The following is a 26,467-nucleotide window of genomic DNA, read 5'->3' as shown; positions in this document are numbered from 1 at the left end:
ATAGAAGTTTATTTGAAGGCAGCGAATGGGTTAGTTCCCTTTGGTAATATTGAACTGAAATTAAAGGTGTACGTAGGAATTCCAGCCGCATAAGGGGCAATTTCATACTGTTGGTAGAAGATTGCAAGGCCACTCTCGGAAACGTAGAAGTTTGGTTTTTCTGTTAGTCCGCCAGGTGTATCTGGAAAAGCTAGCTCCTTGGTGCTTTCCTTCAACATTTTATCTAATTTTTGTTTGTAGTTTGGCTCTGCCTTCAGCAGGTCCTTAAGTTCTATTGGTTTGCCGTCTTTCAGCGAGAAGGTAAATCCTTCACGAAGGGCTCCACCATGAGCTCCACCTGTATAACCATACTGATCCGTCACTAAGCTTAGTACACCTTCACGGTTAAAGGAGACAACAAAAGTTTGAGAGAAGTCATATTTATTCTCTATAGTGCCATCTCTATGACTAGCCTGTTCTTCGCTCTCTGCGACGAATTGTTCAGCTTGCTTTTTGAAGATTGCATTAATCTTAGTTTGTACTTCGTCTGTTAAGCCGCTGATTTTTGGATATTGCACTTTGATACTAGCATTTTTATTACTCTTATCTAAGGTTTCAGAGGTAATTTTGATGTCATTCATTACTTTTTTACTTAGATCAAGTGATTTCAATGAAGGATTATAAACGCCTTGCACTCCTAAATAGTCAGACAAGAGTTTGAATGGAACATAAATCCGGTCGTTGATGACCTTCACATCATGACTGCCGGTCAAGCTATAAATGTAATAGCCATTCAGGGTTGTACTAACACCGTAATCTGAGACCTCCATGTCCAGCTTCATGGAATCGCTGCCCACACTATAAGTTTTAGTGCTTGCATTATAGTTAATGGAAAGGCCAAAAGCATCCCGTAGTACAGTTAAAGGGATCATGGTATTGCCGTTTACTATTTTCGCTTGCTGCGATAAGGTCTGGCCTTTATATTTAAGCACTACAGAGGGTTGCTGTGCGGCTTGTTTCACCGTGTTTCCTCCGGTAGTTGCGGCTTGAACTGAAGTTCCTCCTACTAGTCCCGACCCTCCAAGCAATACTCCAGCAGCCAAGATGGCTGAGGTCCATTTCATACTTTTATTCATAACTCAATCTCTCCTTCCCAAGGATGGGCTTATGTAGTTGCAATATGATATCTTTTCCTCTATCACTTCTACAATTATAGCTAGCTTTTAACTCGATTTGATTACAAAGGCGGTTACAGTGTTGTTGCATAGATATGCAAAAGGTATATACTTTTTAACCATTTTGTACGATTAAGACACTAGCATTAAGAATGTAAGGTAATTACGGTGAGCTCGGGGCGACAATTAAAACGAACAGGCATACGAGTTACTCCTATCCCGCGAGTGGTATAGACCTGAAGTTGGCTGTTGGGCAGTTGATATAATCCGCTTGAATATTTACTTCCGTGAGGCGGGGTATATAAAGCTCCTACAAATGGGAGTCGCACTTGTCCTCCGTGGCTATGGCCAGACAATTGCAGATCTATAGGCAGCTTACAAAAGTCATCGGCGAAATCAGGTTCATGGGCAAGGAGAATTGTGCAAGCCTCTTCCGGGATATGAAGCAGCGCTTGGGCGATGTCTGCTTTTCCAACCCAAGGATCATCTATTCCGGCGATATAAAGCTTGTCCGTACCTTGGGTTAAGACGATATGTTCATTATGGAGCACATGGAAGCCTGATTGTGTTAGCCCTTTCGTTACTACCTTTCTAGTCCCAAAAGCATCATGATTTCCTAATACTGCATATTGTCCAAAGGGGGCCCGCAATTGAGAGCACAAGGCTACGGCTTCTGAAATATAATCGGCTGAATGATCTAATAAATCGCCGGTGAAACAGATCAGATCTGGATTTACATGTTGAATTTGCTGCGCTAACTCCGTTAAAGCTTGCGGCTTGGAATATACCCCCTGATGTAAATCACTAAAATGAACGATACGAAATCTATCGAAGGCTGGAGGAAGTCTAGGAAGTGTAATATCTACATATTTGATTTCCAGCCAGTAGGGTTCGATCCAATGTGAATAGATGCCGGATGCACCAGCTGTCCCAAGAAGCCCTAGAGTCAATTGAGCGCTTTTCTTTAGAAATTGTCGTCTGCTAATAGTATTCATAAACAAATCATACGTGAGGATTGTTACTCTACTATGACAATATTCATTAAATAACCCATTGTGACGATAAAACTACATATACATTTTTTTTATATGGGAGATGAAGAGATGAGTATTATCGATGCCTTAGTCCTCGCAGCACCTTATTTCAAAAAGATTCATTCGCAGGATATTATGATTGGAATCACGGACAGGGAGATCTTCCATTATTACGCACCAAGTAAAGTTATTGATCTCGGATTGGTTAAGGGTAACCCTATCCCTCCTGAAGATCTGTCGCTTTCAAATGGACTGAAAGGTATAGCAAGCTCTAACCGAATCCCAGCAGAAATTTATGGAGCTCCTGTAATCTCAACATGTGTACCTATCTACGGAACGGATGATGATGTAATCGGGGTTTTTGCCATTGCCTATACACTAGAGAACGAGAATAAGCTTGAAGGATTCACAGATGAGATTAATGAAATAAGCAGTCATCTAATGGAGATGGTGCAGAGCGTAGCTGCCCAATCTCAGGAATTATCAGCTACTTCCCAGCAAATATTGGATAACACGCGTAGAGCCGTAACGGAATCACAAGAAGTGAATAAGGTTGCCGGCTTCATTCGTGAGATTTCTGAGCAGACGAACCTGCTTGGGCTGAATGCGGCAATCGAAGCCGCGCGTGTAGGAGAGCAAGGGGCAGGTTTTGGGGTGGTTGCTACGGAAGTACGCAAACTATCCGTTAACACTAAAGAAGCAACCCATAATATTGAAAAATCACTGAGTGATGTTCAAAAGTCCATTAAGCAAATGGAGCAAGAAATTGAAGCGATCTCTGCTTCTTCACACTCACAAGCAGAATTGGTCACTGAATTCAGCGGTGTCATTGAGCGCCTGAATAAAGCGAGTAATGAAATGACGTCCTTTATGCAATCCATTATCCAGTAGATAGTGAATGCATAAGATTACTTCACCCAAACCATGCTAGAAGAGAACAGGCGCATTTCAGAAGGGAGCGTATTTCATTTATGAAACAACCCGATTCCAGTCTGCAAGCGAATGACAATGTAACTCAAGCCAAAAATTCTTTGGGCAAGCTTCATTTCTCTGTCTCTCAGGCACTTAGTCATCCAACAGAACAGACTTTGGCACAGGCTGAGAACCGCCTGGCACATACTGAGCAGGCGATTCAGCAAGCTCAGGACTGGCTAGGTCCTCAAGGTGTGGAGTTGGCTGAAGAACTGTTGACCGAGGATAAGAGCAGACTTGCCTCATTGAATAAGCAAGGGAAACGTTCAGAGCGCTAAATGGTCCTGCCGCAACCTGTGAAGCTCCAAGCTTCACGGGTTGTTCTTATGCGCTGTTCCCTGAAAGATGTGGCATAGGAAGAGGGATGTTATACTGGATTGAGAGTTTAAGCAAGGGTTTAGATGGGGGGTAAGGGATATGGATGGCAAGCACATCGAAGAATTAACCCGGCAGGCGGAAGTTTTCATTCGACAATGTTACGCTGAACTAGACAAGTCTGAAGCCGAGACGGATCATCGCATCCTAGCCGTACATGAGGAAATTAACCAATCAGGCAGTTACACACATACAAAGGAAGAATTAGCGCATGGTGCAAGAATGGCCTGGCGCCACAATAGCAGCTGCATTGGGCGTCTTTTTTGGCAATCCATTGAGTTAATCGATGAACGCCAAGCAGAGACTGAGGAACAAGTTGCTGAAGCGTTGCTGCGACATCTGGAAAAGGCGAACAACGGAGGACGTATTCGTTCACTCATCACGGTCTTCCGCAGCGGGGAAGATCCGAATCGGCAGATTCGGATCTGGAACCACCAATTGATTCGTTATGCCGGGTACCCTGGCGATGAAGAACACGAACGCGCTGGCGATCCGGCATCGGATGAATTCACAAAAATATGCCAGCAACTAGGTTGGCAAGGAACGGGTGGCGATTATGATGTGTTGCCGTTAGTGATCAGTATTGGCAACGGGCATCCTTACGTTTTCCCTATTCCTGATCACCTCATTCAGGAGGTACCGTTAACACATCCTGAAATTGAACGTTTTGCTGAGCTTCAGCTCCGTTGGTATTCTGTACCCATTATCACGGACATGCAGTTGGAAATTGGCGGTATTCTGTACACGGCTGCTCCTTTTAACGGTTGGTACATGGAGACTGAAATCGGCTCGCGTAACTTGGGGGATACTGGACGATACAACACTTTGCCAGCTATAGCTGATGTGATGGGACTGGATCGCTCCAGCAACACAACGCTTTGGAAGGATCGGGCGCTTCTTGAGCTGAATCGCGCAGTGCTGCATTCCTTCAAGCAAGCAGGGGTCAGCATCGTGGATCACCATACAGCAGCAGATCAATTTGTTCGATTCCAGCAACAGGAGAACGAGCAGGGGCGCCAAGTCTCAGGGCGCTGGTCCTGGCTGATTCCGCCTATGTCACCTTCGTCTACACCGATTTGGCATGATCGTACGTTAAAAGAATATGATTTCAGCCCTCGTTTTCTTTATCAACAATCACCCGTCGCAACCTGCCCGTTTCACTAGCTAACGAAGGCAGTATATAGGTCGCAACTTGAATCTGGATAGAGGCATTTTCCTCGGAAATGTCTCTTTTTGTTTGACTATAGAAAAAGCGCCAAGTTCCCCTCCTAAGGAAACTGGCGCTTTTTAGGCTTTTAAATGATCCAGAAAAATTTGTTTAAGTAGCTCAAGCTGATCGTCGGAGTCTAGATCCGATTCCAGCAGGAGAATGTTTTTTTTCATCGTTAGTTTTCTGGAAAAGAGGGCAAAGCTATTCATGAGCGTAATTAAGGTCTCTTTTACGGGGAGACCCGCACGAATAGAGCCGTCTTCTACCCCATTTTGAATGATCCTGGAGTATTCATGCCAAATTTTGCGGTTGAGTGCATTGAAGCTCAGAACATCCTCAACAGGCTCACTTGAGTGTGAGGCGTAGCTTTCGAAATTGACCATAAAAATAATACTTAGATGATTTTGATCCTGAATAAAGAAATCAAATAATTTCTCGATTTGTTCAAGACAAGTAAGGGGCAAGTCCGCTACGTATTTAAAATGATCGAGCATAGGCTCCAGCATTCGGGTGGCTACAGCCACTATGAGCTTTTCTTTTCTAGGAAAATAGCGAAATAACGTCGCAATCCCGATATTGGCTTCGCTTGCGACATCTTGCATCGTCGACTTTTCGATTCCTTTTTGTGATAATACTCGTTCTGCGGATTCGAGGATCGTAATTAATCGTTGCTGCTTACCATCGGATCTTTCTTTTTCGTATCGTGTTTTAGGATTCATGAGGGCTAGACCCTTCCATTTTTTGATTGGGATTTTCAATTATTAGTATTATATCCACCGTTTATTGGATTAAGCAAGGAGTGGTTGTAGTTCTTTTACAAAAATGATATGATGTATATCACAGTGATAGTGTGACTATCATCACTCAAATATTATATCACAATACGATTATAGAGGAGACCTAATTATGAATCGTCTAACTAATAAAGTAGCAATTATTACAGGTGCAGGCAGTGGCATGGGCCGTGAAGAAGCCCTTTTATTGTCCAAAGAGGGCGCTACAGTTGTGGCAACTGATATTAACGAGGCTGCCGTACAAGCAGTTGTGAAGGAAATTGAAGCAAATGGTGGACAAGCAGCAGCTTATGCACATAATGTGGCTTCCGAAGAAGACTGGATCAAGGTTGTAGAAGATGTGATTAGCAAGTTCGGGAAAATCGACATTTTGGTAAACAATGCAGGGATCTCATTCCCGGTTCAATTGCTCGAATCCACTGTTGATCAATGGAACAAAGTAATGAACATCAACGTGAGCAGCGTATTCCTTGGCATGAAGCATGTTGTTCCTCAAATGAAGAATAATAAAGGTGGTTCTATCGTTAATATTTCATCCATCGCAGGTTTGACTGGCAGCAGCGGTGCTGGTGCTTATACAGCTTCTAAAGGTGCAGTTCGTATGCTAAGTAAAGCAGCAGCTGTAGACTTTGGTAAAGATAACATTCGTGTGAACTCTGTTCACCCAGGATTTATCGAAACCCCAATGAGTGCTGAATTTGTAAATAACGAAAAAATGCATAGCTTCTTTATGTCTCAGACTGCGCTGCCACGTGTTGGTCGTGCTTCTGAAGTAGCTGAAGCTGTATTGTTCTTGGCTTCTGATGAAGCTTCTTACATTACAGGTGTTGAGCTGCCGGTTGATGGCGGAGTCGTAGCTAAATAATAATCTTTAATTAAGAAACACTAAGAAGCCGTCCCATACGTAGATTTTCTCTACGCGCGGGACGGCTTCTTTTGCTGTTTTAGGTCTATTTCTACCGAACATTAGCCTACACCCCTGCATACCATATAGCACTCGGATAGTAGGAGAAGGGTGTGGTGCAGAGATGGGCATCCAGTTAACAGCGCTCCATTATGTATATCTGGCATTTATCATATTTATAATGGCACTTCTGATCAAGAGACGGGACACAACGATGATCTGTATTGCGGGCATCTTTGTACTTGGGTGGTTAGCCACGGAAACCGTCAGTGGTTCAGTCACAGGTGTATTCAACTCTTTTGTATATGCAACCAAGGAGCTAATGGGTACGATCATGATTATTTCGATCATAGTAGCCATGAGCCGGGTATTAACACGCACGGGGATTAACGAGATCATGGTTGCTCCACTTACCCGCTTTTTGCGCACACCGTTCATAGCCTTTTGGGGGATCGGTCTGATTATGATGGTCACCTCATGGTTCTTCTGGCCTTCACCCGCAGTGGCCTTGATCGGGGTTGTGCTGCTGCCGGTTGCCATTCGAGTGGGACTGCCTGCTCTTGGAGCGGCGATGGCAATGAATTTATTTGGCCACGGGATTGCACTCTCAGGTGATTATATTATTCAAGGTGCGCCTAAATTAACAGCAGATGCGGCAGGACTTCCAGTGACCAGTGTCATGGAGGCGAGTGTTCCGCTTGTAATTGTTATGGGCGTGGTGACTACGATAACGGCGTATTGGATGATGCGCAGAGATCAGAAGAAGGGAACTTGGCGAGACGGGCTTATTGCCGGGAAAAGTGCCGGGAGTGCGTTATCTGCAGAGAATGATACGGCAGAGGATCCAGCGGTGATTCATCCAGCATTGAAAAAATGGCTGGCCATCGCCATTCCCATCCTGTTTTTAGCCGATGTAGCAGGCATGTTCCTGCTCGATTTGCAGGGTGGAGACGCAACTGCCTTAGTTGGTGGAACTGCGGTATTCATTCTGGTTGTAGTCACCTTGTTGGCACATCGTAATAAAGGATTGGAGCAAGTAACTTCTTATCTGATTGATGGACTTACGTTTGGCTTCAAAGTATTTGGTCCTGTGATACCGATTGCCGCTTTTTTCTATCTGGGGGATTCGGCGTTTGCTGAATTATTCGGCAAAGTGCTGCCCGCCGCATCTCAGGGGATTGTAAATGATCTAGGGGTCGCTCTAGCTCATAACGTCCCTCTGAACGGCGCAGTGGGTGCTGTGACCGCAACTATAACCGGAGCCATTACAGGCCTAGATGGTTCAGGGTTCTCGGGCATTTCACTTGCCGGGTCTATTGGGAAATTGTTTGCGGTGGCCACACATTCCGATGCGGCGACTTTAACTGCGCTGGGTCAGGTAGCTGCAATTTGGGTAGGTGGAGGCACGCTGATTCCGTGGGCATTGATTCCGGCCGCCGCTATTTGCGGAGTAAGCCCCTTTGAGCTGGCGAGACGGAATGTTAAGCCTGTACTCATTGGGCTGGTTGTCACGACGATTGTCGCCATGTTTCTGGTGTAGAGGTTGGATAACTATAGGAAACCAAAAAAAGGCTGCCGAGAGAATCTCGGGCAGCCTTTGGGTGTGTTTAATGTATCCCTTTCATGAAATTCTGAATTTTGGAAGAGAATAGGAAGAGGATAAGCGCAAGGATAAGGGCCACTCCCCCAATTACTCCAAAGTACATCATTTCGGTATCCGGGGTATAGAACTTCACAATCTGAGCATTAATTGCTTGGGCAGCGGCATTCGATAAGAACCACATACTCATCATTTGAGCGGTAAAAGCCGCCGGTGCCAGTTTGGTCGTTGCTGATAAACCCACAGGGGACAAGCATAACTCCCCGATTACGATGATAAAATAGCTGAGTACCAGCCATAATGGATTCACAAGTGAATTAGCTCCACCGAAATAAGCAGGTACTAGAATCACCAGGAAGGATAAACCTGCAAACAGTAAACCAAGCGAGAACTTTTGCGGAATCGAGGGTTGACGGTTACCGAGCTTTAACCACAACCAGGCAAATATAGGTGCAAGAGTGATAATAAACAGCGGGTTAAGCGATTGGAACCAAGCAGGAGAAATGTGTAAGCCTGCAAAATCCAATTGGGTCCGTTTATCAGCAAAACTAGCTAGAACTGTGGAAGTCTGCTCTTGAATCGCCCAGAACATAATCGATGCGATAAATAAAGGAATGTATGCGAGAATTCTTGACCGTTCAACGGCTGTTGTTTTGGGACTGCGGTACATCATAATGAAATACATCGTAGGAATAAGTAAGCCTAATACCCCTACTATTTTTATTAATGTTTCAAAGGTAAGCACTCCGGTAAGAATGCCGATCGTAATCAAAATCGCAAGTACAACTAATCCTACACCAATCCAAGTAAAGATTTTTTTCTTCTGATCTGCAGGAATAGGGTTGTGTACAATCGTACCGGCCAGACCCAGATTTTTTGTGCGAGTCATAATATAAACGACTAGTCCAATAAACATTCCGACTGCGGCAATCGAGAAACCTAGATGGAAATTATTCATGCCTACTGCGCCAACAATTAGTGGGGAGAGAAATCCTCCCAGGTTGATGCCCATATAAAAAATGCTGAAGGCAGCGTCACGGCGGTTATCCTGCTCGCTATAAATTTCGCCGACAATACTTGAAACATTGGGTTTCAGTAGACCCGTTCCGAGTACGATTAAAACCATCGAAGCAAAAAACAATGTGGTATTGCCTGGAATAGCCAGTAGTATATGCCCGAACATGATTAAAACGCCGCCGTAGAAAACAGCCCTCGAAGTTCCGAGAAGCCGATCTGCAAGCCAGCCTCCGATGATCCCTGACATATATACAAGCGATCCATAGATAGACATAATAGAAAGTGCCATATCTTCAGGTAATCCGAGACCGCCTTGGCTCACTTCATAATACATGTAGTAGACAAGGATAGCTCGCATGCCATAATAAGAGAAACGCTCCCAAAATTCTGTGAAGAAAAGGGTGAAAAGTCCCTTAGGATGTCCGAAGAAACCCTTTTGCGGGACGCTATCTACTATTTTTTGCCGGTCTGTTACTGCCATGAATCAAATCCTCCTAGATGACAAATATCTATATATCATGATGCAAACGCCTCTATTTTATTTATAATCCTCTCCTGTCTAAGACCGCAACCCTTGGGCAGGAAGGCTTTGAATAATGCCATATTTTTAGTAATATTTCCATTAGATCAATCGAACTTGCTTTTATTGTATTTATTTGACTGCGCCAGATTGAATGGTCTTACTTAGCGATTTATGATACTATTTACTCCTATATAGAAAGAGGACGTGAGCTAATGATCAACATAACGATTCCCAAAGCGGATGTTAGTATTACTAAACAAATTAACCCGCAGTTAAGCAATATTTACGGATTTACTGATTTTCACCTGATTCCGAGAGATTACGGCGGTATCTTTATGTTCTACAATGATCAGGATGAGTTGTTGTTTGTAGGTAAAGCGAGAAAGTTAAGACCAAGAATTAAAAAACATTTTGAAGACACCGTATCTGACATCAAGCAACATCGGGACGAGGTCACCAGAATTGATGTATGTTTAATCGAAAGTCCAGTTCATAGAGAGATCTACGAAACCTATATCATTAATGAACTGAAATCTAAATACAATGTAGACAAAGTGATGTTTAGATAATAGTTAGACTCAGGCGCCGTCCACGTGATGGTGCTTTTTTTGTGTTCTGAGATCAGCTGTGAATGAAATGGAAGTAAAGGTGCACAATATACAAGATATTCAAATCCATTACTGTTCACAAGGAGATAGGTCATATTGAAAAATAAGAATTTGATGTTGAAGCTAACCTTATTGTGTATGTTTCTGGTTGTAAGTGTTACACCTACAATTGCTGATGCTGCAGCAGCTAAAGAGAAAAAGAGCTCCCACAAGCAATGCTTAACCCCTTCCGTAATTGAGCTTAAGGATAATCTTAGGAAGTTATGGATCGATCATGTGGTATGGACAAAAAATTACATTGTTAGCGCCTTTGCAGATTCCGAGGATAAGGAGAAGGTACTGGCAAGGCTGTTACAGAATCAGCAGGACATAGGGGATGCCTTTAAACCGTATTACGGTGAGGCAGTTGGAGATAAGGTAGCTCAATTATTGCGGGAGCATATTCTTATTGCCGGAAAAGTCCTAGATGCTGTGAAGGCTGGAAATCAGGCCGATGTGGAAAAATACAATAAAGAGTGGTATACCAACGCCGATGACATTGCCAAGTTCCTTAGTAGTCAGAATCCCAAATATTCTTATGAACAATTAAAGGAAATGCTTCATGAACATCTGGAATTGATTACTGATGACGTGACGGCTAGAGTTAAAAAGGATTGGGATGCCGAAATTGTCGCATTTGATAAAGGGCTGGAGCATATGATCATGTTCGCAGATATTTTAACCGAGGGATTGATCAAACAATTTCCCGATAAATTCAATTGAAATCAAAGCACCCGAAGGGGTGCTTTTTTTATTTTGCAGAAGAAAATAGGTCTTTAGGTGCATTTCAGAAAGTTAGATATAAAGGCTCACTTACATACAAGATAAGTAAACTATAATAGACTCGTGGGCACTCGACATTTTTTGACATTTTTTTATAATTGAGGTGATAAAATCGATGATTTCCCCCTTTTTTAAAAAGAAAGATTCAGTGGATAAGCAATCCAAGTCGGATATGGTTCAAAAGGTACAGTTATTAGATGATCAGGTCGAAGAAATAGAAGAAAAGACCTCGGACGAGACTTTAGCTGGATTGGTTACGACAGGCAAAGCTCAGCTTGATAAAAAATCACTCGATTTGATCTTCTCCGTGGAGCAGATTATTCAGGCCAGACAACATGCGGAGACCAATATTAATGAGCTTCAGGATCGGTTGACCCATTCCAGCAGTCATGTGGAGCGATTAAACCGGGATATGAAAAACCTTAATAAGGTCATTGAGGAAAGAGAAAAGAATGTCCGCGAGCTTGAGCATAAGTTGATTGAGAGAAATTTGAAGGTCGATCAAGTGCTGGAGGATTACCGCGAGCTTCAAACTGCGCTCACAGCTGAGATCGAGGAATTAAAGAGTACCATTGAGCTGGAGCAGCAAAAATATGTAAATCTGATTCAAAAACATAACGAAGCCCATGCAGAGAAACTTAAAAAGATGAATGATCTGGAAGAGAAAATCGGACGGGTTGAGATTGAGAATGCACATTTAAAACAGAAGTACGATACGATTCGCCAAGAAAAGGCGTATCTCTCGGGTATGATCAGCGATTTCACCAATCGGATGACGGTTCCTTTTGGGAGTGGCAGTAGTCTGACGGATCGAAATGATGGAAACGGAGATACATAGGATTCATGGCATCTAAGGAACCGGACACCATTCTAATGATTGAGTTACTGTCGCTTGAGCATGAACAGGCCGGTTATCAGATTGAGGTAGGTCTAACCCGTAATGTTGGGTACGCAAGAAGCAAGCTCACCATAGATGAATTTACATACGAACAATTGAAGGCGCTAGGTCCCTTTTCCGGAGGGAGAATGAGATTGTCGCTGTATCCGAAGTGGGATCCTTTTCGGAATAGTTACTACAGCACACTGATTATAATGAACAGAGCATACAGCGAAACATTGTATTTTGCCTGTTCTGAATATTATGTAACCCAACTTCTTCAATTAAAGCAGCAGGACTATCCTCAAGCAGAAGAGGAGAGGGTAGTTCAGACCATGCTTCCCTCTACAGAACCAGGGCATAGGATAAGCAGAAAGAAGACCAAACGAATTGGACTGGTTGCACTGCTGTGTCTCATGTTCGCTTGTTTGATATTTGTGTTACCTCTGCGAATGGATGGACAACTCGTAGATAGTGCTGAAGCGCTGGAGGAACCCGTATTAGGGGCCGACTCTGAGCCATTACTTTCGGTGCCGTTCGTTACCCTTGCGCAGACGATATCGGTTCATAACCAGCAAGCCGAGCCTACACCAGAACCTTCGGCCCCTCCTCAGGAACAGACATTGCCGTACGAAAAGTATGAATTACCCGAGAATGAATTTTTGTATAGCTTGCCAAAGGGTTACGTTGCCTTGTCATTTGATGATGGACCGTCAAAGTATACGAAAGAGATCGTAGATATTCTAGTAGAACATAAGGTGGCTGCCACCTTTTTATTCATTGGGAATAAGGTAGCTCATAATGCGGAAGCCGTTAGGTATGCTAATGAGCATAAGATGTCGGTTGGGAGTCATTCGTGGGATCATAGCAAAATGACTGCTAATAGCGTTGAGGAGAACCGGAATAACTTGGCGAAGACTAATCAGGCGCTGGAGCAAATTACACAATCGCCGATTACTATTTTTCGGCCGCCATATGGGGCGATCAATGACAAGTTAACCGCCAAGGTGACGGAACAGCAGATGAAGGTATTATTGTGGAATCGTGATCCCGAGGATTGGAACGTCAAGAACCCAGAGGATATTCTTCAATATGTTCATCATGCCGATCCGTCCGGCGGAGTCTATCTATTTCACGAAAAGAAGATTACTGTAGAAGCTTTGCCTGCTATCATTAAGTATTTTCAAGAGAAAAACCTGAAATTTGTTGTGTTTAAATAGAATCAGAGAATCCATGTTATTGCAGAATAAAAGTGGCTGTTACAGGGTTGTGATCACTGTGTTCGAAGGATAACTCATGACCCTGTACGCCGCTTATGCTGACGTTTGGTGAGACTAGAAAGCCATCAATCACTGCGCGGAAATTCACACCTTCTGAATAGGCAACATCGAGCGTCCGGACGGAGGGTACCTTGGCATCTACGGCCCACTGAAAGCCCTGTTGAAAATGTTCTGGGAATTCTTGCAGCCATTGCGGCCAATCCTGCGTTGTCTCGAAAGCATCAGGAGCTGTACCCGGAAGGGAATGGTTCCAATCTCCCCCTAAGATGAGGTAATTCCCTTTGTCATTCTCCTTCATGATATAAGCCGATAAATACTCCAACTGCTGTTTACGAATCGTTCCGCCTTGGTCAAAAGCTGATAAATGAAGATTGATCAGAATCAGTTCTTTTCCGTTATCAACGGGCAATCTGCTCTCCACAAAAGCACGGTCGAGATCAAACTGTTGGCGAGGCCAGGTTTCTTTGCCCGGGAGATCATATCTAATATTACTTGTGCTGTTAAAACGGGATAAAGTTAATAAACCGCTGTTCACCGAGCCCATCGGATCAAGAACTGGAAGCGGTACCCAAGGTACCTTGTAGTTGGTCGCGAAAACATTGCTGTAATCAGCGAACTTATTCGACAAGAAAGAGACTTCATCTATACCGTTGCTACGGGAAGAATCGACGTCGACCTCCTGCAACATGAACAGGTCCGAGTCTGTAGTTGTCATAAGGGACGCTACGGCCTCAAGGTTTGTCTTCGTTTGTTCCCTACTGCTTGAGCGTGACTTTGTTCCGCCATCCATAAAGAAATCTTGGCCTTTATCCAACCCGGCGTAGCCAATATTAAAGGTGGTTACCGAGAAGGACTCTCCCTGCTTCAGTACTTGCTGCGGATTATTGTTTACAGTAAGGGTAGTAATCTCCTGTGGTTTGTAGTCAGTGAGGGTAATATACACTAAAAAACCGCCAAGGATTAGAACGGCAGCTAGAAGGGTGAGACTGATTGCTTTTATTCTTGTTGAACCCATATGATTCCATCGCTCCTTAGATACATGTTCATAGAACAGACTTTAATGGTGTAAACTTCGACACAACCCAATAACTCCCCTTGTTTTAATAAAAAAAATTTGAGACAATGAGTAGTGATGGTCTGAACTTTAACGTTTTGAAAAGAGGATAACGAATGAATATAGAATCCATTTATGGATTAACTTTTGATCAACTGGCGGCATGGCTGTTAGAACGTGGACATAAAAAGTTTCGGGCTACGCAGGTCTGGGATTGGCTTTATCGGAAGCGGATTACAGACTTTTCGGAAATGCTCGATGTAAATAAAGATTGTGTAGAATTATTAGAGCAGAATTTTGTCATTCATACCTTGGAAGAACATGTGAAGCAGGAATCTGCGGATGGAACGATTAAGTTCCTGTTCCGCCTAAAGGATGGCAACTTGATCGAGACAGTGCTTATGAGACAGAAATACGGCTTGTCTGTATGTGTAACCACGCAAGTGGGCTGCAATATCGGCTGCAGCTTCTGTGCAAGTGGGCTGTTGGCGAAGAGCCGTGATCTCTCCAGCGGAGAGATTGTGGAGCAGATTATGAAGGTCCAGCAGCATCTGGATGCGGCGAACCTGGATCAAAAGGTCAGTCACGTCGTAGTGATGGGCATTGGCGAGCCATTCGATAACTTCAAGAACCTGCTCGATTTCCTGGCGATTGTCAAAGATCACAAGGGACTAGCAATTGCGGGTAGAGGGATTACCGTATCAACGAGCGGATTGGCTAACAAAATCGTTGAATTTGCGGATGCGAATACGCAGGTGAACCTGGCGGTTTCTTTGCATGCCCCTAATAATGAACTGCGGACGCAGATCATGAAGATTAACAAGGCCATTCCAATAGAGAAGCTAATGGAGTCTATAGATTATTATTTGGAGAAAACCAAGCGGAGAATTACGCTGGAATACATTCTGATGAAGGATGTAAACGACGGCAGAGAGCATGCGCTTGAACTGGCCGAGCTGATTGGCGATCGACGCCCGCTCGTCAATGTGAACTTGATTCCATATAACCCGGTGGATGAACACAGCCAATATCAAAGAAGCGAGCGGGAGACGGTGCGGGCCTTTTTTGATACCTTGAAGAAGCAGGGTGTCAGCGTAAGCACTCGTCTGGAGCATGGTGTGGATATTGATGCTGCCTGCGGACAGCTGCGAAGCAAACAAATCAAGAAATCCAAAGCCATGGCTTGATGGACTACCTCGACAACAATATGTTACTTTTTGTGATACAATGACGTGGCAGGTATTAGGAAAAGAGGTTGATTGAGTTATGTTGACATTTACGGGCTACAATGTGGAGAATGTAAAAGATCCTTTCGGTATACTAACCGGTAAACGGTATGAATTTGTCGTTCAACTGGACGTTCCAGAGGATGATGAGCTGTATGTAGAGAACGGAGTATCCGCTAGAGCGATTATTAAGGTGGATGAAGATCAAGTCAGCATCGTAAGTTATGATCTACAGGAGACAACTTCAGGTCAACTGCTCGATTTCGATATGGAAGAGGACGAGGAAGAAGCGTTACTCCTTTTTTGTAAAGAGCATTTGCCAGAATAATTAAGCAGCATTGACTTCCTTGCCCAATGTTCAATTGTGGCAGGGATTTTTTTAAAATATAAGCATTTATATGTTCAAGCTGTAAATTATCTAAATAGGAGTTGTATACATGTCTAATGAAGAAGTGTTCTTGACCAAAGAAGGGTTGGCTCAATTAGAGGAAGAGCTGAAGGAATTGAAAGGCGCAGGGCGTAAGGAATTGGCCGCACGGCTTAAATTGGCGATCAGCTATGGAGACTTGAAGGAAAATAGTGAGTACCATTCGGCCAAGGACGATCAATCGTTCATGGAGACTCGTATTATGATTCTGGAGAAAATGTTGACCAAAGCCAAGATCGTGGATGAGAGCCAAATGGATCTGTCAAAGGTTAGTATGGGTTGTATTGTTATTCTGAATGACATCGAATATTCGGAGAAGATCGAATATAGAATTGTTGGAGCTGCTGAGGCAGATGTTCTTAATAACAAGATTTCCTATGAAAGCCCGCTAGGCAAGGAATTGCTGGGTAAAAAGGTCGGCGATATTGTTAGTGTAAATGCACCGATGGGCATCATTAAATATGAGTTGCTTGAGATCAAAATGATGTAACAATATACCGAAAAGCTCTCAACCCTTTGTAAGGGCTGGGAGCTTTTTTTGTTGGCATGATAGGTTTTGGCTATGAGGTATATTGATTTCATATCTTAGACGTTCTGCGCTGTTGCGCTTATAGTTTGAAGTAACCTACAGCAGAGGAGTTCTATTCATGATCCAAAGTGTGTTAACGACGTTATACCAAGTCATCGTGCCCTTGTCCATCCCTGTGATCGTGGGTGCGCTGCTTGGGCGGTTTAAGAATCTGGATACGAAGCCGTTATTGACGCTTTATCTATACTTTTTAACGCCGGCAATTATTCTAAATACATTGGCTACTGCCGAGATTTCCATGGATGATATTTATAAGACGCTCGCCTTTTCGCTTCTGAATCTAATCTTCTTATGGGCGATTGCGAATATAGTCGGAAAATTATTGAAGCTAGATCCATCCGAAGTATCCGGTCTGACCTTGATTTCAACGTTTACGAATAGTGTGAATTATGGACTTCCGCTGGTGCTGCTAGCTTTCGGACAGCTTGGTCTCGATAAGGCCTCTGTATATGTGATCGGACAGATGATTATCGTGAATACGATAGGCGTTTATTTTGCAGCAAGATCTCAGTTTTCGGTAAAAAATGCAGTGAAATCGGTCTTTTCGCTTCCTGCCATTTACGCAGCTCTGTTGGCCCTTCTTCTCCGTATCTTTGGCCTGCATTTGCCGGCAGAGGTGGCTACAGGGGTTGCCTTGGTAGCTGGAGGATATTCGCCGGTGGTACTGGCGATCCTTGGCGCACAGATGGTTAAAGTGAGAACCATGCCATCCGCACGCAAGGGCCAGTCTACTTTTTGGACAGGGATGTCGATTCGATTAATCTTAGCGCCGCTAGTGGCTTACCTCGGATTATCGATCCTGCAAATTACCGGGACCTTGTTCTCTGTGCTGCTAATTTTGGCTTCTATGCCAGTTGCCGTCAACGCCGTAGTGTTAGCCGAGCGCTTTAATGCCTCACCGGAGCTGGTATCCAAATGTATTTTGTGGACGACGCTTGCTTCGTTTCTCGTGTTGCCGGTGCTTATAGTGTTAGTGCAAGGTGCGTAAGCCCTTAGAAATCAAAATGATCTGGGTCTGGACCTACCCGTTGATCTTGGTTGAGAGAGTTAATTAGAGTCATATCCTCGTCAGATAAATTGAAATCAAACACGTCTACATTTTCGATGATCCGGTGTTCTTTAGTAGACTTAGGAATAGTGATAATCCCACGTTGCAGGTCCCAACGGACAATAACTTGAGCGACGGATTTGCCATGTTTGGCGGCAATTTTTTTCAGTACAGGCTGATCGAACAATTGACCTTGCATTAATGGAGACCAAGCTTCTAATTGGATTCCTTGCTCTTTGCAGAAGTCTAGCAGCGCTTGCTGATTCAAATAAGGATGTAATTCAACTTGATTGACCATAGGCTTAATCTCAGCATCCTTCAGTACATCTTCAAGATGGTGAATCTGGAAGTTGCTGACCCCAATGGCTTTTACCCGGCCCTCTTTATACAACGTTTCAAGCGCTCTCCAAGACTCTTTATATTTTCCTTTTACAGGCCAGTGGATAAGGTACAAATCCAGGTATTCAAGTCCGAGTTTAGCTAAGCTAGTCTCGTAGGCGGCGATGGTCTCTTCGTAGCCCATATCTGCGGTCCAGACCTTTGAGGTTACGAAAAGCTCTTCTCTGGACAAGTTGTTCTCTTGTAGAGCCTCTTGGATGGCTTGTCCCACGCCTGTTTCATTCTCATAAATTGCGGCAGTGTCAATGCTGCGGTAACCGTGTTTAATAGCGGACTTGATCGCTTGTATCAGTTCTGCGCCTTCTTCCACTTTAAATACGCCAAGCCCTAGCCAAGGCATATTTACACCGTTGTGTAATGTAGTTGTATCCTGTAGATGTTGAGCCATAATAAAGTAACCTCCTAAGATATTTAAAAGTTTGTTTGGGTTGTTAATGGACTGCTGTTTAAGCGGCTTTAGTCTGGAGAGGAGCCTCATCTTTCTTCTCCAGAGCACGGCTCCATGCCGTGAGTAATACTGCGGACAGAACCATGATGGCACCTACCCAAGTGGTATGAATCAGTCCCATATGATCTGTGACGATGCCGCCAAGGTACGCACCAATGGCAATACCGGCGTTAAAAGCAGCAATATTTAATGCAGAAGCTACATCTCGTGCACTTGGCGCATATCGATCTGCAAGCGTAACAACATGTACTTGCAAGCCGGGCACGTTCATGAAAGCTAACAGTCCCATAAAGAAGATCGTAATCAGTGCGGCAACCTTATAAGGTGCGGTAAAAGCTAAGACAAATAAGACGACAGCTTGGACTGCAAACATATAGAATAGAGCATTCATCGGTTTGCGGTTGGCGGCTTTACCTCCAATCACGTTCCCGATGGCAATCGCAATGCCGTATACAAGCAAGATTACGGCGACTGTATTCTCTTTGAAGCCGCTGATCTCATGCAGAAGGGGCGATAAATAAGTAAAGACTACAAATGTGCCCCCATAGCCCAAAGCTGTAATCGCGAAGGCAAGCAGTAAACGCCCATTGGTGACCAGCTTAACTTGCTCACGAAGGGGTGTGTGGGTACCTTTGCGCAGCCCGGATGAAGGAACAAGGATCAGATTGCCGATGAGTGCTATAAGCCCGATAGCAATAATAGCAACAAATGCAGCACGCCAGCCGAGTTGTTGGCCAAGGAACGTACCTAGCGGAACGCCAGTAACAGTAGCTACTGTAAGTCCTGTGAACATGATGGCAATGGCACTGGCCTTACGATCCTCAGGCACGAGGTCGGCGGCAATGGTCGAAGCAATCGACATGAACAAGCCATGGGCCAGTGCGGAAATTACTCTCGCGATTAACAGCAATGTAATCCCGTCCGCAGCCGCCGCAAGACTATTGCCGATAATAAAGACGATCATAATGCTTAGCAGCAATGTTTTGCGTGATATCGACGTGGTTAGCGACGTTAAGATGGGTGCGCCAAAAGTTACTCCTAAAGCGTATAAAGTAACGGTCAACCCGGCTGTGGTTACCGGTATATGCAGATCCGTGGCGATTAGAGGCAGCAGCCCCACACTGATAAACTCAGTGGTTCCAATCGCAAAGGCACTAATGGCTAGAGCTAAGAGCGCCAAGGTGCTTCTTTTTTTATCTAAGGACATTTCTTTCACTCCTACGCTGTGTTAATCACCGGCCGGTAAGTGCTATTATGAAGAGATCTGTCCATTAAGTATAGTACGTACTTTAAAGTGCTATAGGTACTAAAAAGTACCTATAGCGCAACTCGCCAAACCGCAAAAAGCATGGGCACCCTGATCTCGTCAGGTTTGCCCATGCTTTTTTGCTATGCTTGTTATATAGTCCCAATAGGGTTAACGAGACCGTTGTTTGAGGTGGCGCCGTTTAGTTGTGCCTTTGTTAGTGGCGTGCCCACCCGATCCTCCACCAACCGCCTGCTGCTGTCTTGTTCCTGGGCTTTCTATAGCGGAGTTTGTTCCACCGGTGCTGAACGTTCCGCCTCCGCTTGCTACCTGAGTTGCGGAGGCATTCTGGCTCCGTTTAGGCAGTTTAACCGTCTGGGTATTGATAACGACCACAACTTCTTTGCGATACGGATATAATAAAAGGGGCTTAGCTTTGCCGCGTTTGTTGCCCCCACTGCCTAGGTTAGTCGCATCACCGCCTGCGCCGACACTTTGTTGTTGGCGTGTATAGGGAGAAGCAATGGCGGCATTATTACCGCTTGCGCTGCTGCGTCCTGCACCGCTTGCAATTTGTGTAGTGTTGGGGGCGTTCGTATATTGATTGTTGATGACAAAGACTAATCTGTCCACTCCGTGGAGTGGGGTCCTTGTAATTATGCGCCGTTTTCCTTTTTGAATAATGACAACGATCCGGTCTCTTTTATAGGACACCCATATTCACTCTCCCATACTTTGACTTCATTAACATTAATGCAGATGAGGGGAATACGTGATGAATACGGGCGGTATACCTCGAAAAACAATCATTTGCCTAAGTTTACTGCCTACTAAACGGTTTATTTATTCAAAGCTATATTTGATTCCCCATTGCTCCCGGACATTGCTCATAATGTCCATGACATCCAAGGAGAGGTTGAGGGTCTCTTTATGGTTTTTATCTGCAATATACCGCTGCATATCTTCAATCTCGTATTGCAAAGCTTTGGCTGTATCTCCAGCTTCAATCGTCTCTACTGTGCCATCCAAATACTGAATGGTGGCTTTGCTGGCCCGCGGGAAATTGTCTACGGTAATAAATCCGAGTTCTCCTGCAACCACACCCCGTTTAGGCATTTTAGAGCGCATTGTAAGGGAGATTACCGCCATTTCATCTGCAGCATTGTTAAGAATAATGCCGGATTGCTCGTCCACTCCTGTCTCGAATCGTTTTACTGTAGTAAGAATCTCATGGGGCTGTTTGGACAGGAAGAATCTTGTGAAGGACAACGCATACGTCCCAATATCCAGCAGTGCTCCGCCCGCCAGATCTTTGCTGAAGAAACGGTTGTTCACATCATATTCTTTATGGCTGCCAAAGGAGACCTGCACCATTTTGAGGCGCCCGATGATGCCGTCATCAATGAGCTGCCGCAGTTTCTTATACAGTGGCATATGGTAGATGCTCATAGCTTCGGCCACAACCAGATCCTTTTCAGCGGCGAGTCGGGTGACTTCTTGAAGTTGTTTGCTGTTCACCGTGATTGCTTTTTCGCAGAGAACATGTTTGTTATTCTGTAAGCTTTCAATGATGTATTCATAATGATTGCTATGTGGCGTAGAGATGTACACTACATCAATTGCGGGATCTTGCAGCATTTCACTGTAACTGCCATAAGCTTTCGTGGCTCCATATTGATTAGCGAATTGTTGTGCTTTCTCTAAGCTCCGCGATCCAACCGCATACAATGTTTCCCCCGTTTCATTCAGCGCAGCCGCAAATTCGGCAGCTATACTTCCCGGACCTACAATTGCCCACTTTAAGGGATTCATTTCCAGCACCTCACCTGTTTGGATTGTTTGTTTTTATTTAGAGATAACCTTGATTCCATCTGAACCATTCATCTCCATAAAAGTTTTGATATTAAGCACATTTGTGCAATATAATGATAAATGTGCAAAACAATCGTCTACAGTATAGCGGGGGGTTCTAAATCCGTCAAACTGTTGAATATAGCGGGGGCGTTGTAACATGGATCGAAAAGAAGATAAGAAGCTGCTCATTAAAATAGCACAAATGTATTATGAACAGAATTTAACGCAGAGTGAAATCTCTAGCAAACTTGGTATATATCGTACCACCATCAGCAGGATGCTAAAGAGGGTACGTGAAGAAGGTATCGTTACAATAACTATTAATTACGATACTGGCGATCATTTTACATTGGAGCAGGAGCTGAAGGAGCGGTTCGGGCTACGGGAAGCCATTGTTGTGGAGGTAGACCCTGCACAGTCCAGTACGATTAAACGCAAAGCTATAGGACAAGCCTGTGCGAGATGGCTCGAGCAAGTGCTTCAGCCGAAAGATACGATTGGGTTTTCTTGGGGAAGCAGCTTAGCTGCCGTTGTAGAAAGCCTAACACAAGCCCAGAGACCTTTTGTAACCTGTGTACCTACGGTTGGCGGCCCATCAGGAAAGATGGAGAGCGGGTACCATGTAAATAACATCTGCTATCAAGCTGCCCTGAAATGGGGTGCGCGCTCGTTAATGATTGATGTTCCAGCGATCACGGAGCAAAAGGAAACTAGAGATCAACTGATGAATTCGCAGTATTATCAGACCATTGCGAAGGCGTGGGACCATCTGGATATCGCTGTGTTCGGCATCGGATCACCGGAAATGGAAGGGGAAGAGGCGTGGCGCGGATTTTATGGTGATGCAGTGATTGCTGAGCTGGAGAATGGAAAGGTCGCTGGTGATATCTGTTCACGATTCTATGATGGCAACGGGATTCCCGTGCATACCGGAATATCGGATCGAACGCTGACTATTGAGCTGGAGCAGATCAAGCAAGCTCGGTATTCGATTGGTGTAGCGGAGTCACTTGAGAAGGTTACAGGGATCCGTGGTGCGCTAAATGGGGGTTATATGAATGTGCTTGTAACGACCCAAGAAACAGCGCAGAAGATATTGGAGTAGCAACTACTAAATGTAAACAATTGAATTTCGTGAAAATAACCTGAAAATGGCATGCAAATTGCTTAAAATTTTGCTTGTAAGCACCAGACAGAGCGTGTAAGATATACAAGGTATTCATATCGAACATTTATAAAAATATAAGTTTCACATTATACATTATCCTTATATTTGCTTGTCAACTCATATAATCTTGGGAATATGGCCCATAAGTTTCTACCGGATAACCACTGTAATTATCCGACTATGAGTGAAATAGCGCATCTAGGGTTCCGCTTCCTGACTATGGAAGGACTGGACCGAGCGATGCGGACACTATGCAGTGTTACACCACTAAGGGACAAAAACCCAGAAGGACAAATTCACTTGAGAGAAACGACTCAAGGGATTTGTCCTTTTTTTGTTTTTAATTCAGAAGGAGAGATCAAGTTTACTATGAAGGTACTTCAAGAGCGCATCAGACAAGAGGGTCTTATTTTATCAGATACGGTACTAAAGGTAGATTCATTTCTGAATCATCAGGTGGATACGGAGCTTGCCTTACAAATTGGACAGGAGTTCAAGCGGTTGTTTGGACATTTGCCTATCACTAAGATCATCACTATTGAAGCAAGTGGCATTCAATTCGCCATGGCTACGGCCATCGCCTTAGGCGTACCGTTTGTATATGCGAAGAAAAAGAAAGCAGTGACCTTATCTGAAGCGGTCTATTCCGCGCCGGTACATTCTTTTACACGCAAAGAGGATTATATGGTTAGTGTCTCGCAAAAATATATCGGACCAAGCGATAAGGTGCTTATTGTAGATGACTTTTTGGCTACTGGTGCTGCTCTTGTTGGACTGGTTGATATCGTGCAAGAGGCTGGCGCTGAGCTCCTTGGCGTTGGTTGTGTGATTGAAAAATGCTTCCAAGAAGGCCGGAGTCTACTCGAGGATAGAGGGATAGAAGTCCATGCTTTAGCCCGGATCACATCTATGTCACCAGGTGAAATTCACTTCATTGATAATGAAAGTTCAAAAGAGCCAATCAAGGAGAGTGCGAGATGTTAAGCAAGAAAAAAGTATTTGCGTTAGGATTTCAGCATGTACTGGCGATGTATGCCGGAGCAGTTGTTGTTCCGCTGATCGTAGGGAACGCGCTGAACCTGAATGCCACCCAAATGGCCTATCTTATCGCAGCTGATTTGTTTACTTGCGGGTTAGCTACTTTGCTGCAGATTATGGGCACTAAGTATTTTGGCAGCAGGCTGCCGGTTATTCTTGGATGTACCTTTACGGCAGTAGGGCCGATTATCGCTATCGGCAGTGCCAACAATTTGGCAACGGTGTACGGAGCAATTATTTTATCTGGTCTATTCGTGGTACTGGCGGCCCCGCTTTACGGGAAGCTGCTGAGGTTCTTCCCAACGATAGTAACGGGCTCAGTCGTGACCATTATTGGGTTATCTCTTATTCCTGTAGCTATGAATAGCGTAGCTGGCGGAGAAGGCAGCGCTGATTTTGGGAATCCCCGCAATTTGTTGCTTGCACTGATCACGCTGCTGGTCATTTTAGCGGTTAACCGTTTTACTACAGGATTTCTTCGCTCGGTCTCTGTCTTGATAGGTCTTTTAGTGGGTACAATTATTGCTTATGGAATGGGCATTGTTAGTTTCTCTACAGTAGGTGAAGCCTCTTGGGTAAGTGTTGCACAGCCTTTCTACTTCGGATGGCCTCAGTTCAATCTTACGGCTATTTTCACTATGATCATTGTTAATATTGTTAGTATGGTGGAGTCCACAGGTGTTTACTTTGCGATTGGTAAAGTAACGGATCAGAAAGTGGAACAAAAGCAGATCGTAAACGGGCTGCGTTCGGAAGGTTTGGCGATTATGCTGGGCGGGATCTTTAATGCATTTCCGTACACAGCATTTTCGCAAAATGTAGGATTGGTCTCGCTAACTCGGGTCAAAACTCGTAATGTTATTTTTGCAGCCGGCGGGATTATGGTTGTGCTTGGATTACTGCCTAAATTGGCGGCTCTGACAACGGTTATTCCCAATGCCGTACTGGGTGGAGCGATGATCGTGATGTTCGGATCGGTTGCTGTTTCCGGGATGTCGATTCTGTCAGAGGTAGATCTGCGTAAGGATGGTAATCTGCTGATTGCCGCTTGTAGTATCGCTGTTGGTTTGGGTTCGGCAACTGTACCTGCGATGTTCGATCAATTGCCTGAATTCGCCCGGATGCTGCTGCAAAACGGTATCGTATCCGGTTCCCTTACAGCGATTGTGCTGAATATCTTCCTCTCGAAGACAAAGGATAATGTTCTGGCAGAAGATCCTGCTGCCCCTGTTCTAACGAAAGAAACACAAGTCTCATAATACGTTTAATTCATGTTAAAAGACCAAGCTCTGGTGTGCTGAAACCTAAGCTTGGTCTTTTTCTCATGCTCAGTGCTTGTGCATATGCACAAAAAAATAGGTTGTCCCGTCAATATTATTGGGTTTGTAAGCGCAGTATACTCAGTTTAGAAAGCGTTATCAAATTACACACTGTATAGTGTCAAATTCTTATACTAGGGGGCAACTAGAGATGGAAGGCACAGTAATTAACTGGATGGGCGCAATTGCGGGATTGATTCTGGCCGTCGTATTGATTTTCAAAAAGGTTAACCCGGTCTACGCACTCTTTTTAGGCGCGATTGCTGGAGGAATATTAGGCGGGGCATCCATTGCAGAGACAGTACAATATATCATCGACGGAACGAATAGCGTTATGGGTGCAGTTGTACGTGTACTCGCGGCAGGTGTGCTGGCGGGGGTATTGATTGAATCTGGGGCAGCCGAACGAATGGCCGAGACCATAGTAGATAAGCTTGGTGAAAAGAAAGCGTTATTATCTATAGCGCTGGCTACTATGATAATTACAGCAGTGGGCGTATTCATCACAGTTGCTATCATTATTGTCGCTCCAATCGCTTTGTCCGTAGGTAAGAAGATCGGCATTTCCAAAACCGCTTTGCTGCTCGCACTGGTCGGTGGCGGTAAAGCCGGTAACATTATTTCACCGAACCCGAACACCATTGCCGTAGCTAAAGGCTTTGATGTAGATTTGGCTCAGGTCATGATTCATGGATTCATCCCAGCCGTTGCGGGTCTGATTGTCACTGTTATTATTGCTAATCTGTTAGTCAACAAAGGTGTAAAAATTGCAGAGGGCGACGTTGTAACTAAAGAGGAAGACAGCACTAAGGTTAAACCTAGCTTTGGCCGTGCTATCGTCGCTCCAGTTGTCGCTATTTTGCTTCTAGCCATTAACCCAATCGGAAATATTCTAAATATCGAATTGCTGAAATCATTTAAAGTCGATTCTATGATCATCTTGCCTCTTGCCGGCATTATTGGATTGATTGCTATGAAACAAACGAAGAACATCATTTCTTTTACAACCTCAGGGTTAAATAAAATGACAGGTACAGCCATTATCCTGATTGGTGCTGGTGCTATCGCTGGTATTATCTCGAAATCGGATCTGAGCGCTACTGTTGTAGATGCAATAACGGCTATGGGGATTTCCGGAACGTTCCTTGCTCCAATTGCAGGAATCCTGATGGCGGCTGCTACAGCATCAACCTCTACGGCTTCTATCGTGGCTGCCGGATCATTTGGTCCCGCTATTCTTTCGATGGGCACAGCGCCGCTAAATGCAGCAATTATGGTGCACACCGGTGCTACAGTTATTGACCATCTGCCACACGGTAACTTCTTCCACGTGACCGCAGATTCCGTTAAGATGAACATCAAGGACCGGATGTCACTGATTCCTTATGAAAGTCTCGTGGGTCTGACGATGGCTATCGTCGCCACTATATTATACGGCTTCATCCTATAATTTATATTTGCAACTAGAAGGGACGGATATT

At 44.4% G+C, this 26,467-nt stretch carries 26 protein-coding genes and 1 riboswitch; of the genes, 17 read left to right on the top strand and 9 right to left on the bottom strand.

Translation table 11 applies throughout. The annotated features are described in order from the left end of the window. Positions 1 to 8: 8 nt before the first annotated feature. Positions 9 to 1,115: a PdaC/SigV domain-containing protein gene (locus NYE35_RS30190; RefSeq protein WP_341122368.1), complete on the bottom strand. Its 1,107-nt coding sequence runs from the start codon at positions 1,113 to 1,115 to the stop codon at positions 9 to 11. Between the two features lie 185 nt (positions 1,116 to 1,300). Beyond that, complete coding sequence (locus NYE35_RS30185; RefSeq protein WP_341122367.1) at positions 1,301 to 2,149, bottom strand: metallophosphoesterase; 849 nt, start codon at positions 2,147 to 2,149, stop codon at positions 1,301 to 1,303. A 108-nt stretch (positions 2,150 to 2,257) separates the two neighbouring features. On the opposite strand from NYE35_RS30185, the gene NYE35_RS30180 reads away from it, so the two are divergent. The 3 genes from NYE35_RS30180 to NYE35_RS30170 all read left to right on the top strand — a co-directional run bounded on the left by NYE35_RS30180 (position 2,258) and on the right by NYE35_RS30170 (position 4,699). After that, positions 2,258 to 3,079 carry a methyl-accepting chemotaxis protein gene (locus NYE35_RS30180; protein ID WP_036682244.1) on the top strand — a complete coding sequence of 274 codons (822 nt, stop codon included), beginning with the start codon at positions 2,258 to 2,260 and terminating at the stop codon, positions 3,077 to 3,079. An 80-nt stretch (positions 3,080 to 3,159) separates the two neighbouring features. After that, positions 3,160 to 3,438, top strand: coding sequence for a hypothetical protein (locus NYE35_RS30175; RefSeq protein ID WP_038573810.1), 279 nt, complete (start codon positions 3,160 to 3,162; stop codon positions 3,436 to 3,438). A gap of 139 nt (positions 3,439 to 3,577) precedes the next feature. Continuing rightward, complete coding sequence (locus tag NYE35_RS30170) at positions 3,578 to 4,699, top strand: nitric oxide synthase oxygenase (protein ID WP_341122366.1); 1,122 nt, start codon at positions 3,578 to 3,580, stop codon at positions 4,697 to 4,699. Positions 4,700 to 4,822: 123 nt separating this feature from the next. Here NYE35_RS30170 and NYE35_RS30165 read toward each other — a convergent pair whose 3' ends face one another. Further along, positions 4,823 to 5,464, bottom strand: a complete 642-nt coding sequence (locus NYE35_RS30165) for a TetR/AcrR family transcriptional regulator (RefSeq protein WP_076143883.1) — start codon at positions 5,462 to 5,464, stop codon at positions 4,823 to 4,825. A gap of 187 nt (positions 5,465 to 5,651) precedes the next feature. Between NYE35_RS30165 and NYE35_RS30160 the strand changes: the two genes are divergently transcribed. Together NYE35_RS30160 and NYE35_RS30155 are read left to right on the top strand one after the other, a co-directional pair. Then, the gene (locus NYE35_RS30160) at positions 5,652 to 6,404 is read left to right on the top strand and encodes an SDR family NAD(P)-dependent oxidoreductase (RefSeq protein WP_038573803.1); all 753 of its coding nucleotides are present in this window, start codon (positions 5,652 to 5,654) and stop codon (positions 6,402 to 6,404) included. Positions 6,405 to 6,567: 163 nt separating this feature from the next. Then, complete coding sequence (locus NYE35_RS30155; protein ID WP_038573800.1) at positions 6,568 to 7,983, top strand: hypothetical protein; 1,416 nt, start codon at positions 6,568 to 6,570, stop codon at positions 7,981 to 7,983. A 67-nt stretch (positions 7,984 to 8,050) separates the two neighbouring features. Here NYE35_RS30155 and NYE35_RS30150 read toward each other — a convergent pair whose 3' ends face one another. After that, a complete protein-coding gene (locus NYE35_RS30150) occupies positions 8,051 to 9,541 on the bottom strand; it encodes a peptide MFS transporter (RefSeq protein WP_076191619.1) in 1,491 nt (496 codons plus the stop codon). Positions 9,542 to 9,795: 254 nt separating this feature from the next. Here NYE35_RS30150 and NYE35_RS30145 point away from each other — a divergent pair, with 254 nt between their 5' ends. The 4 genes from NYE35_RS30145 (at position 9,796) to NYE35_RS30130 (ending at position 13,110) form a co-directional block, all read left to right on the top strand. After that, entirely contained in the window at positions 9,796 to 10,152 is a 357-nt protein-coding gene (locus NYE35_RS30145; RefSeq protein ID WP_036682230.1) for a nucleotide excision repair endonuclease, read from the top strand. A gap of 135 nt (positions 10,153 to 10,287) precedes the next feature. Further along, complete coding sequence (locus NYE35_RS30140) at positions 10,288 to 10,953, top strand: glycosyltransferase (protein ID WP_254924506.1); 666 nt, start codon at positions 10,288 to 10,290, stop codon at positions 10,951 to 10,953. Between the two features lie 175 nt (positions 10,954 to 11,128). Further along, a complete protein-coding gene (locus NYE35_RS30135) occupies positions 11,129 to 11,851 on the top strand; it encodes a hypothetical protein (protein ID WP_036682228.1) in 723 nt (240 codons plus the stop codon). A 5-nt stretch (positions 11,852 to 11,856) separates the two neighbouring features. Continuing rightward, positions 11,857 to 13,110, top strand: a complete 1,254-nt coding sequence (locus NYE35_RS30130) for a polysaccharide deacetylase family protein (RefSeq protein ID WP_038573794.1) — start codon at positions 11,857 to 11,859, stop codon at positions 13,108 to 13,110. Positions 13,111 to 13,126: 16 nt separating this feature from the next. On the opposite strand, the gene NYE35_RS30125 is transcribed toward NYE35_RS30130, so the two are convergent. Next, positions 13,127 to 14,185, bottom strand: a complete 1,059-nt coding sequence (locus NYE35_RS30125) for an endonuclease/exonuclease/phosphatase family protein (RefSeq protein ID WP_076296999.1) — start codon at positions 14,183 to 14,185, stop codon at positions 13,127 to 13,129. Positions 14,186 to 14,340: 155 nt separating this feature from the next. Between NYE35_RS30125 and rlmN the strand changes: the two genes are divergently transcribed. From rlmN to NYE35_RS30105, 4 genes are all read left to right on the top strand, one after another. Further along, complete coding sequence (gene rlmN, locus NYE35_RS30120) at positions 14,341 to 15,411, top strand: 23S rRNA (adenine(2503)-C(2))-methyltransferase RlmN (RefSeq protein ID WP_036682223.1); 1,071 nt, start codon at positions 14,341 to 14,343, stop codon at positions 15,409 to 15,411. A 79-nt stretch (positions 15,412 to 15,490) separates the two neighbouring features. Further along, the gene (locus tag NYE35_RS30115; protein WP_036682221.1) at positions 15,491 to 15,778 is read left to right on the top strand and encodes a DUF6509 family protein; all 288 of its coding nucleotides are present in this window, start codon (positions 15,491 to 15,493) and stop codon (positions 15,776 to 15,778) included. A gap of 109 nt (positions 15,779 to 15,887) precedes the next feature. Next, positions 15,888 to 16,367 (top strand): transcription elongation factor GreA, encoded by a 480-nt coding sequence (greA, locus tag NYE35_RS30110; protein ID WP_036682220.1) that lies wholly within the window; start codon positions 15,888 to 15,890, stop codon positions 16,365 to 16,367. Positions 16,368 to 16,524: 157 nt separating this feature from the next. Then, complete coding sequence (locus NYE35_RS30105; RefSeq protein ID WP_036682218.1) at positions 16,525 to 17,454, top strand: AEC family transporter; 930 nt, start codon at positions 16,525 to 16,527, stop codon at positions 17,452 to 17,454. 4 nt (positions 17,455 to 17,458) lie between these two features. Here NYE35_RS30105 and NYE35_RS30100 read toward each other — a convergent pair whose 3' ends face one another. The 4 genes from NYE35_RS30100 to NYE35_RS30085 all read right to left on the bottom strand — a co-directional run bounded on the left by NYE35_RS30100 (position 17,459) and on the right by NYE35_RS30085 (position 21,419). Then, entirely contained in the window at positions 17,459 to 18,301 is an 843-nt protein-coding gene (locus tag NYE35_RS30100; protein ID WP_076105089.1) for an aldo/keto reductase, read from the bottom strand. A gap of 58 nt (positions 18,302 to 18,359) precedes the next feature. After that, positions 18,360 to 19,568, bottom strand: a complete 1,209-nt coding sequence (locus NYE35_RS30095) for an MFS transporter (protein ID WP_076105088.1) — start codon at positions 19,566 to 19,568, stop codon at positions 18,360 to 18,362. A gap of 210 nt (positions 19,569 to 19,778) precedes the next feature. After that, positions 19,779 to 20,321 (bottom strand): hypothetical protein, encoded by a 543-nt coding sequence (locus NYE35_RS30090; RefSeq protein WP_445321962.1) that lies wholly within the window; start codon positions 20,319 to 20,321, stop codon positions 19,779 to 19,781. A 129-nt stretch (positions 20,322 to 20,450) separates the two neighbouring features. Then, positions 20,451 to 21,419, bottom strand: a complete 969-nt coding sequence (locus tag NYE35_RS30085) for a Gfo/Idh/MocA family protein (protein ID WP_076105086.1) — start codon at positions 21,417 to 21,419, stop codon at positions 20,451 to 20,453. Between the two features lie 199 nt (positions 21,420 to 21,618). Here NYE35_RS30085 and NYE35_RS30080 point away from each other — a divergent pair, with 199 nt between their 5' ends. The 4 genes from NYE35_RS30080 to NYE35_RS30065 all read left to right on the top strand — a co-directional run bounded on the left by NYE35_RS30080 (position 21,619) and on the right by NYE35_RS30065 (position 26,436). Next, positions 21,619 to 22,566, top strand: a complete 948-nt coding sequence (locus NYE35_RS30080; protein WP_341122364.1) for a sugar-binding transcriptional regulator — start codon at positions 21,619 to 21,621, stop codon at positions 22,564 to 22,566. Positions 22,567 to 22,726: 160 nt separating this feature from the next. After that, a riboswitch (purine riboswitch) is annotated at positions 22,727 to 22,830 on the top strand. A 168-nt stretch (positions 22,831 to 22,998) separates the two neighbouring features. Beyond that, positions 22,999 to 23,613, top strand: a complete 615-nt coding sequence (locus NYE35_RS30075) for a xanthine phosphoribosyltransferase (RefSeq protein ID WP_036682464.1) — start codon at positions 22,999 to 23,001, stop codon at positions 23,611 to 23,613. Beyond that, on the top strand, positions 23,607 to 24,926 hold the full coding sequence (locus NYE35_RS30070; protein ID WP_036682206.1) for a nucleobase:cation symporter-2 family protein: 1,320 nt from the start codon (positions 23,607 to 23,609) through the stop codon (positions 24,924 to 24,926). Before NYE35_RS30075 ends, NYE35_RS30070 begins: the two co-directional genes overlap by 7 nt. Before the next feature lie 211 nt (positions 24,927 to 25,137). Next, on the top strand, positions 25,138 to 26,436 hold the full coding sequence (locus NYE35_RS30065; RefSeq protein WP_038573777.1) for a GntP family permease: 1,299 nt from the start codon (positions 25,138 to 25,140) through the stop codon (positions 26,434 to 26,436). Positions 26,437 to 26,467 lie beyond the last annotated feature (31 nt).

The organism is Paenibacillus sp. FSL L8-0494 (genome assembly GCF_038003695.1).
In the GTDB taxonomy this organism is placed as follows: domain Bacteria; phylum Bacillota; class Bacilli; order Paenibacillales; family Paenibacillaceae; genus Paenibacillus_AQ; species Paenibacillus_AQ odorifer.
Note: the sequence above shows the minus strand (reverse complement) of the source record. Positions and strands in the feature narration are given on the sequence as shown.

What these genes read in the sequence shown, in the direction of transcription:
- NYE35_RS30190 (WP_341122368.1), bottom strand. Translation starts at nt 1,115, where the DNA reads ATGAATAAAAGTATGAAATGGACCTCAGCCATCTTGGCTGCTGGAGTA.
- NYE35_RS30185 (WP_341122367.1), bottom strand. Translation starts at nt 2,149, where the DNA reads ATGAATACTATTAGCAGACGACAATTTCTAAAGAAAAGCGCTCAATTG.
- NYE35_RS30180 (WP_036682244.1), top strand. Translation starts at nt 2,258, where the DNA reads ATGAGTATTATCGATGCCTTAGTCCTCGCAGCACCTTATTTCAAAAAG.
- NYE35_RS30175 (WP_038573810.1), top strand. Translation starts at nt 3,160, where the DNA reads ATGAAACAACCCGATTCCAGTCTGCAAGCGAATGACAATGTAACTCAA.
- NYE35_RS30170 (WP_341122366.1), top strand. Translation starts at nt 3,578, where the DNA reads ATGGATGGCAAGCACATCGAAGAATTAACCCGGCAGGCGGAAGTTTTC.
- NYE35_RS30165 (WP_076143883.1), bottom strand. Translation starts at nt 5,464, where the DNA reads ATGAATCCTAAAACACGATACGAAAAAGAAAGATCCGATGGTAAGCAG.
- NYE35_RS30160 (WP_038573803.1), top strand. Translation starts at nt 5,652, where the DNA reads ATGAATCGTCTAACTAATAAAGTAGCAATTATTACAGGTGCAGGCAGT.
- NYE35_RS30155 (WP_038573800.1), top strand. Translation starts at nt 6,568, where the DNA reads ATGGGCATCCAGTTAACAGCGCTCCATTATGTATATCTGGCATTTATC.
- NYE35_RS30150 (WP_076191619.1), bottom strand. Translation starts at nt 9,541, where the DNA reads ATGGCAGTAACAGACCGGCAAAAAATAGTAGATAGCGTCCCGCAAAAG.
- NYE35_RS30145 (WP_036682230.1), top strand. Translation starts at nt 9,796, where the DNA reads ATGATCAACATAACGATTCCCAAAGCGGATGTTAGTATTACTAAACAA.
- NYE35_RS30135 (WP_036682228.1), top strand. Translation starts at nt 11,129, where the DNA reads ATGATTTCCCCCTTTTTTAAAAAGAAAGATTCAGTGGATAAGCAATCC.
- NYE35_RS30130 (WP_038573794.1), top strand. Translation starts at nt 11,857, where the DNA reads ATGGCATCTAAGGAACCGGACACCATTCTAATGATTGAGTTACTGTCG.
- NYE35_RS30125 (WP_076296999.1), bottom strand. Translation starts at nt 14,185, where the DNA reads ATGGGTTCAACAAGAATAAAAGCAATCAGTCTCACCCTTCTAGCTGCC.
- rlmN (WP_036682223.1), top strand. Translation starts at nt 14,341, where the DNA reads ATGAATATAGAATCCATTTATGGATTAACTTTTGATCAACTGGCGGCA.
- NYE35_RS30115 (WP_036682221.1), top strand. Translation starts at nt 15,491, where the DNA reads ATGTTGACATTTACGGGCTACAATGTGGAGAATGTAAAAGATCCTTTC.
- greA (WP_036682220.1), top strand. Translation starts at nt 15,888, where the DNA reads ATGTCTAATGAAGAAGTGTTCTTGACCAAAGAAGGGTTGGCTCAATTA.
- NYE35_RS30105 (WP_036682218.1), top strand. Translation starts at nt 16,525, where the DNA reads ATGATCCAAAGTGTGTTAACGACGTTATACCAAGTCATCGTGCCCTTG.
- NYE35_RS30100 (WP_076105089.1), bottom strand. Translation starts at nt 18,301, where the DNA reads ATGGCTCAACATCTACAGGATACAACTACATTACACAACGGTGTAAAT.
- NYE35_RS30095 (WP_076105088.1), bottom strand. Translation starts at nt 19,568, where the DNA reads ATGTCCTTAGATAAAAAAAGAAGCACCTTGGCGCTCTTAGCTCTAGCC.
- NYE35_RS30085 (WP_076105086.1), bottom strand. Translation starts at nt 21,419, where the DNA reads ATGAATCCCTTAAAGTGGGCAATTGTAGGTCCGGGAAGTATAGCTGCC.
- NYE35_RS30080 (WP_341122364.1), top strand. Translation starts at nt 21,619, where the DNA reads ATGGATCGAAAAGAAGATAAGAAGCTGCTCATTAAAATAGCACAAATG.
- NYE35_RS30075 (WP_036682464.1), top strand. Translation starts at nt 22,999, where the DNA reads ATGAAGGTACTTCAAGAGCGCATCAGACAAGAGGGTCTTATTTTATCA.
- NYE35_RS30070 (WP_036682206.1), top strand. Translation starts at nt 23,607, where the DNA reads ATGTTAAGCAAGAAAAAAGTATTTGCGTTAGGATTTCAGCATGTACTG.
- NYE35_RS30065 (WP_038573777.1), top strand. Translation starts at nt 25,138, where the DNA reads ATGGAAGGCACAGTAATTAACTGGATGGGCGCAATTGCGGGATTGATT.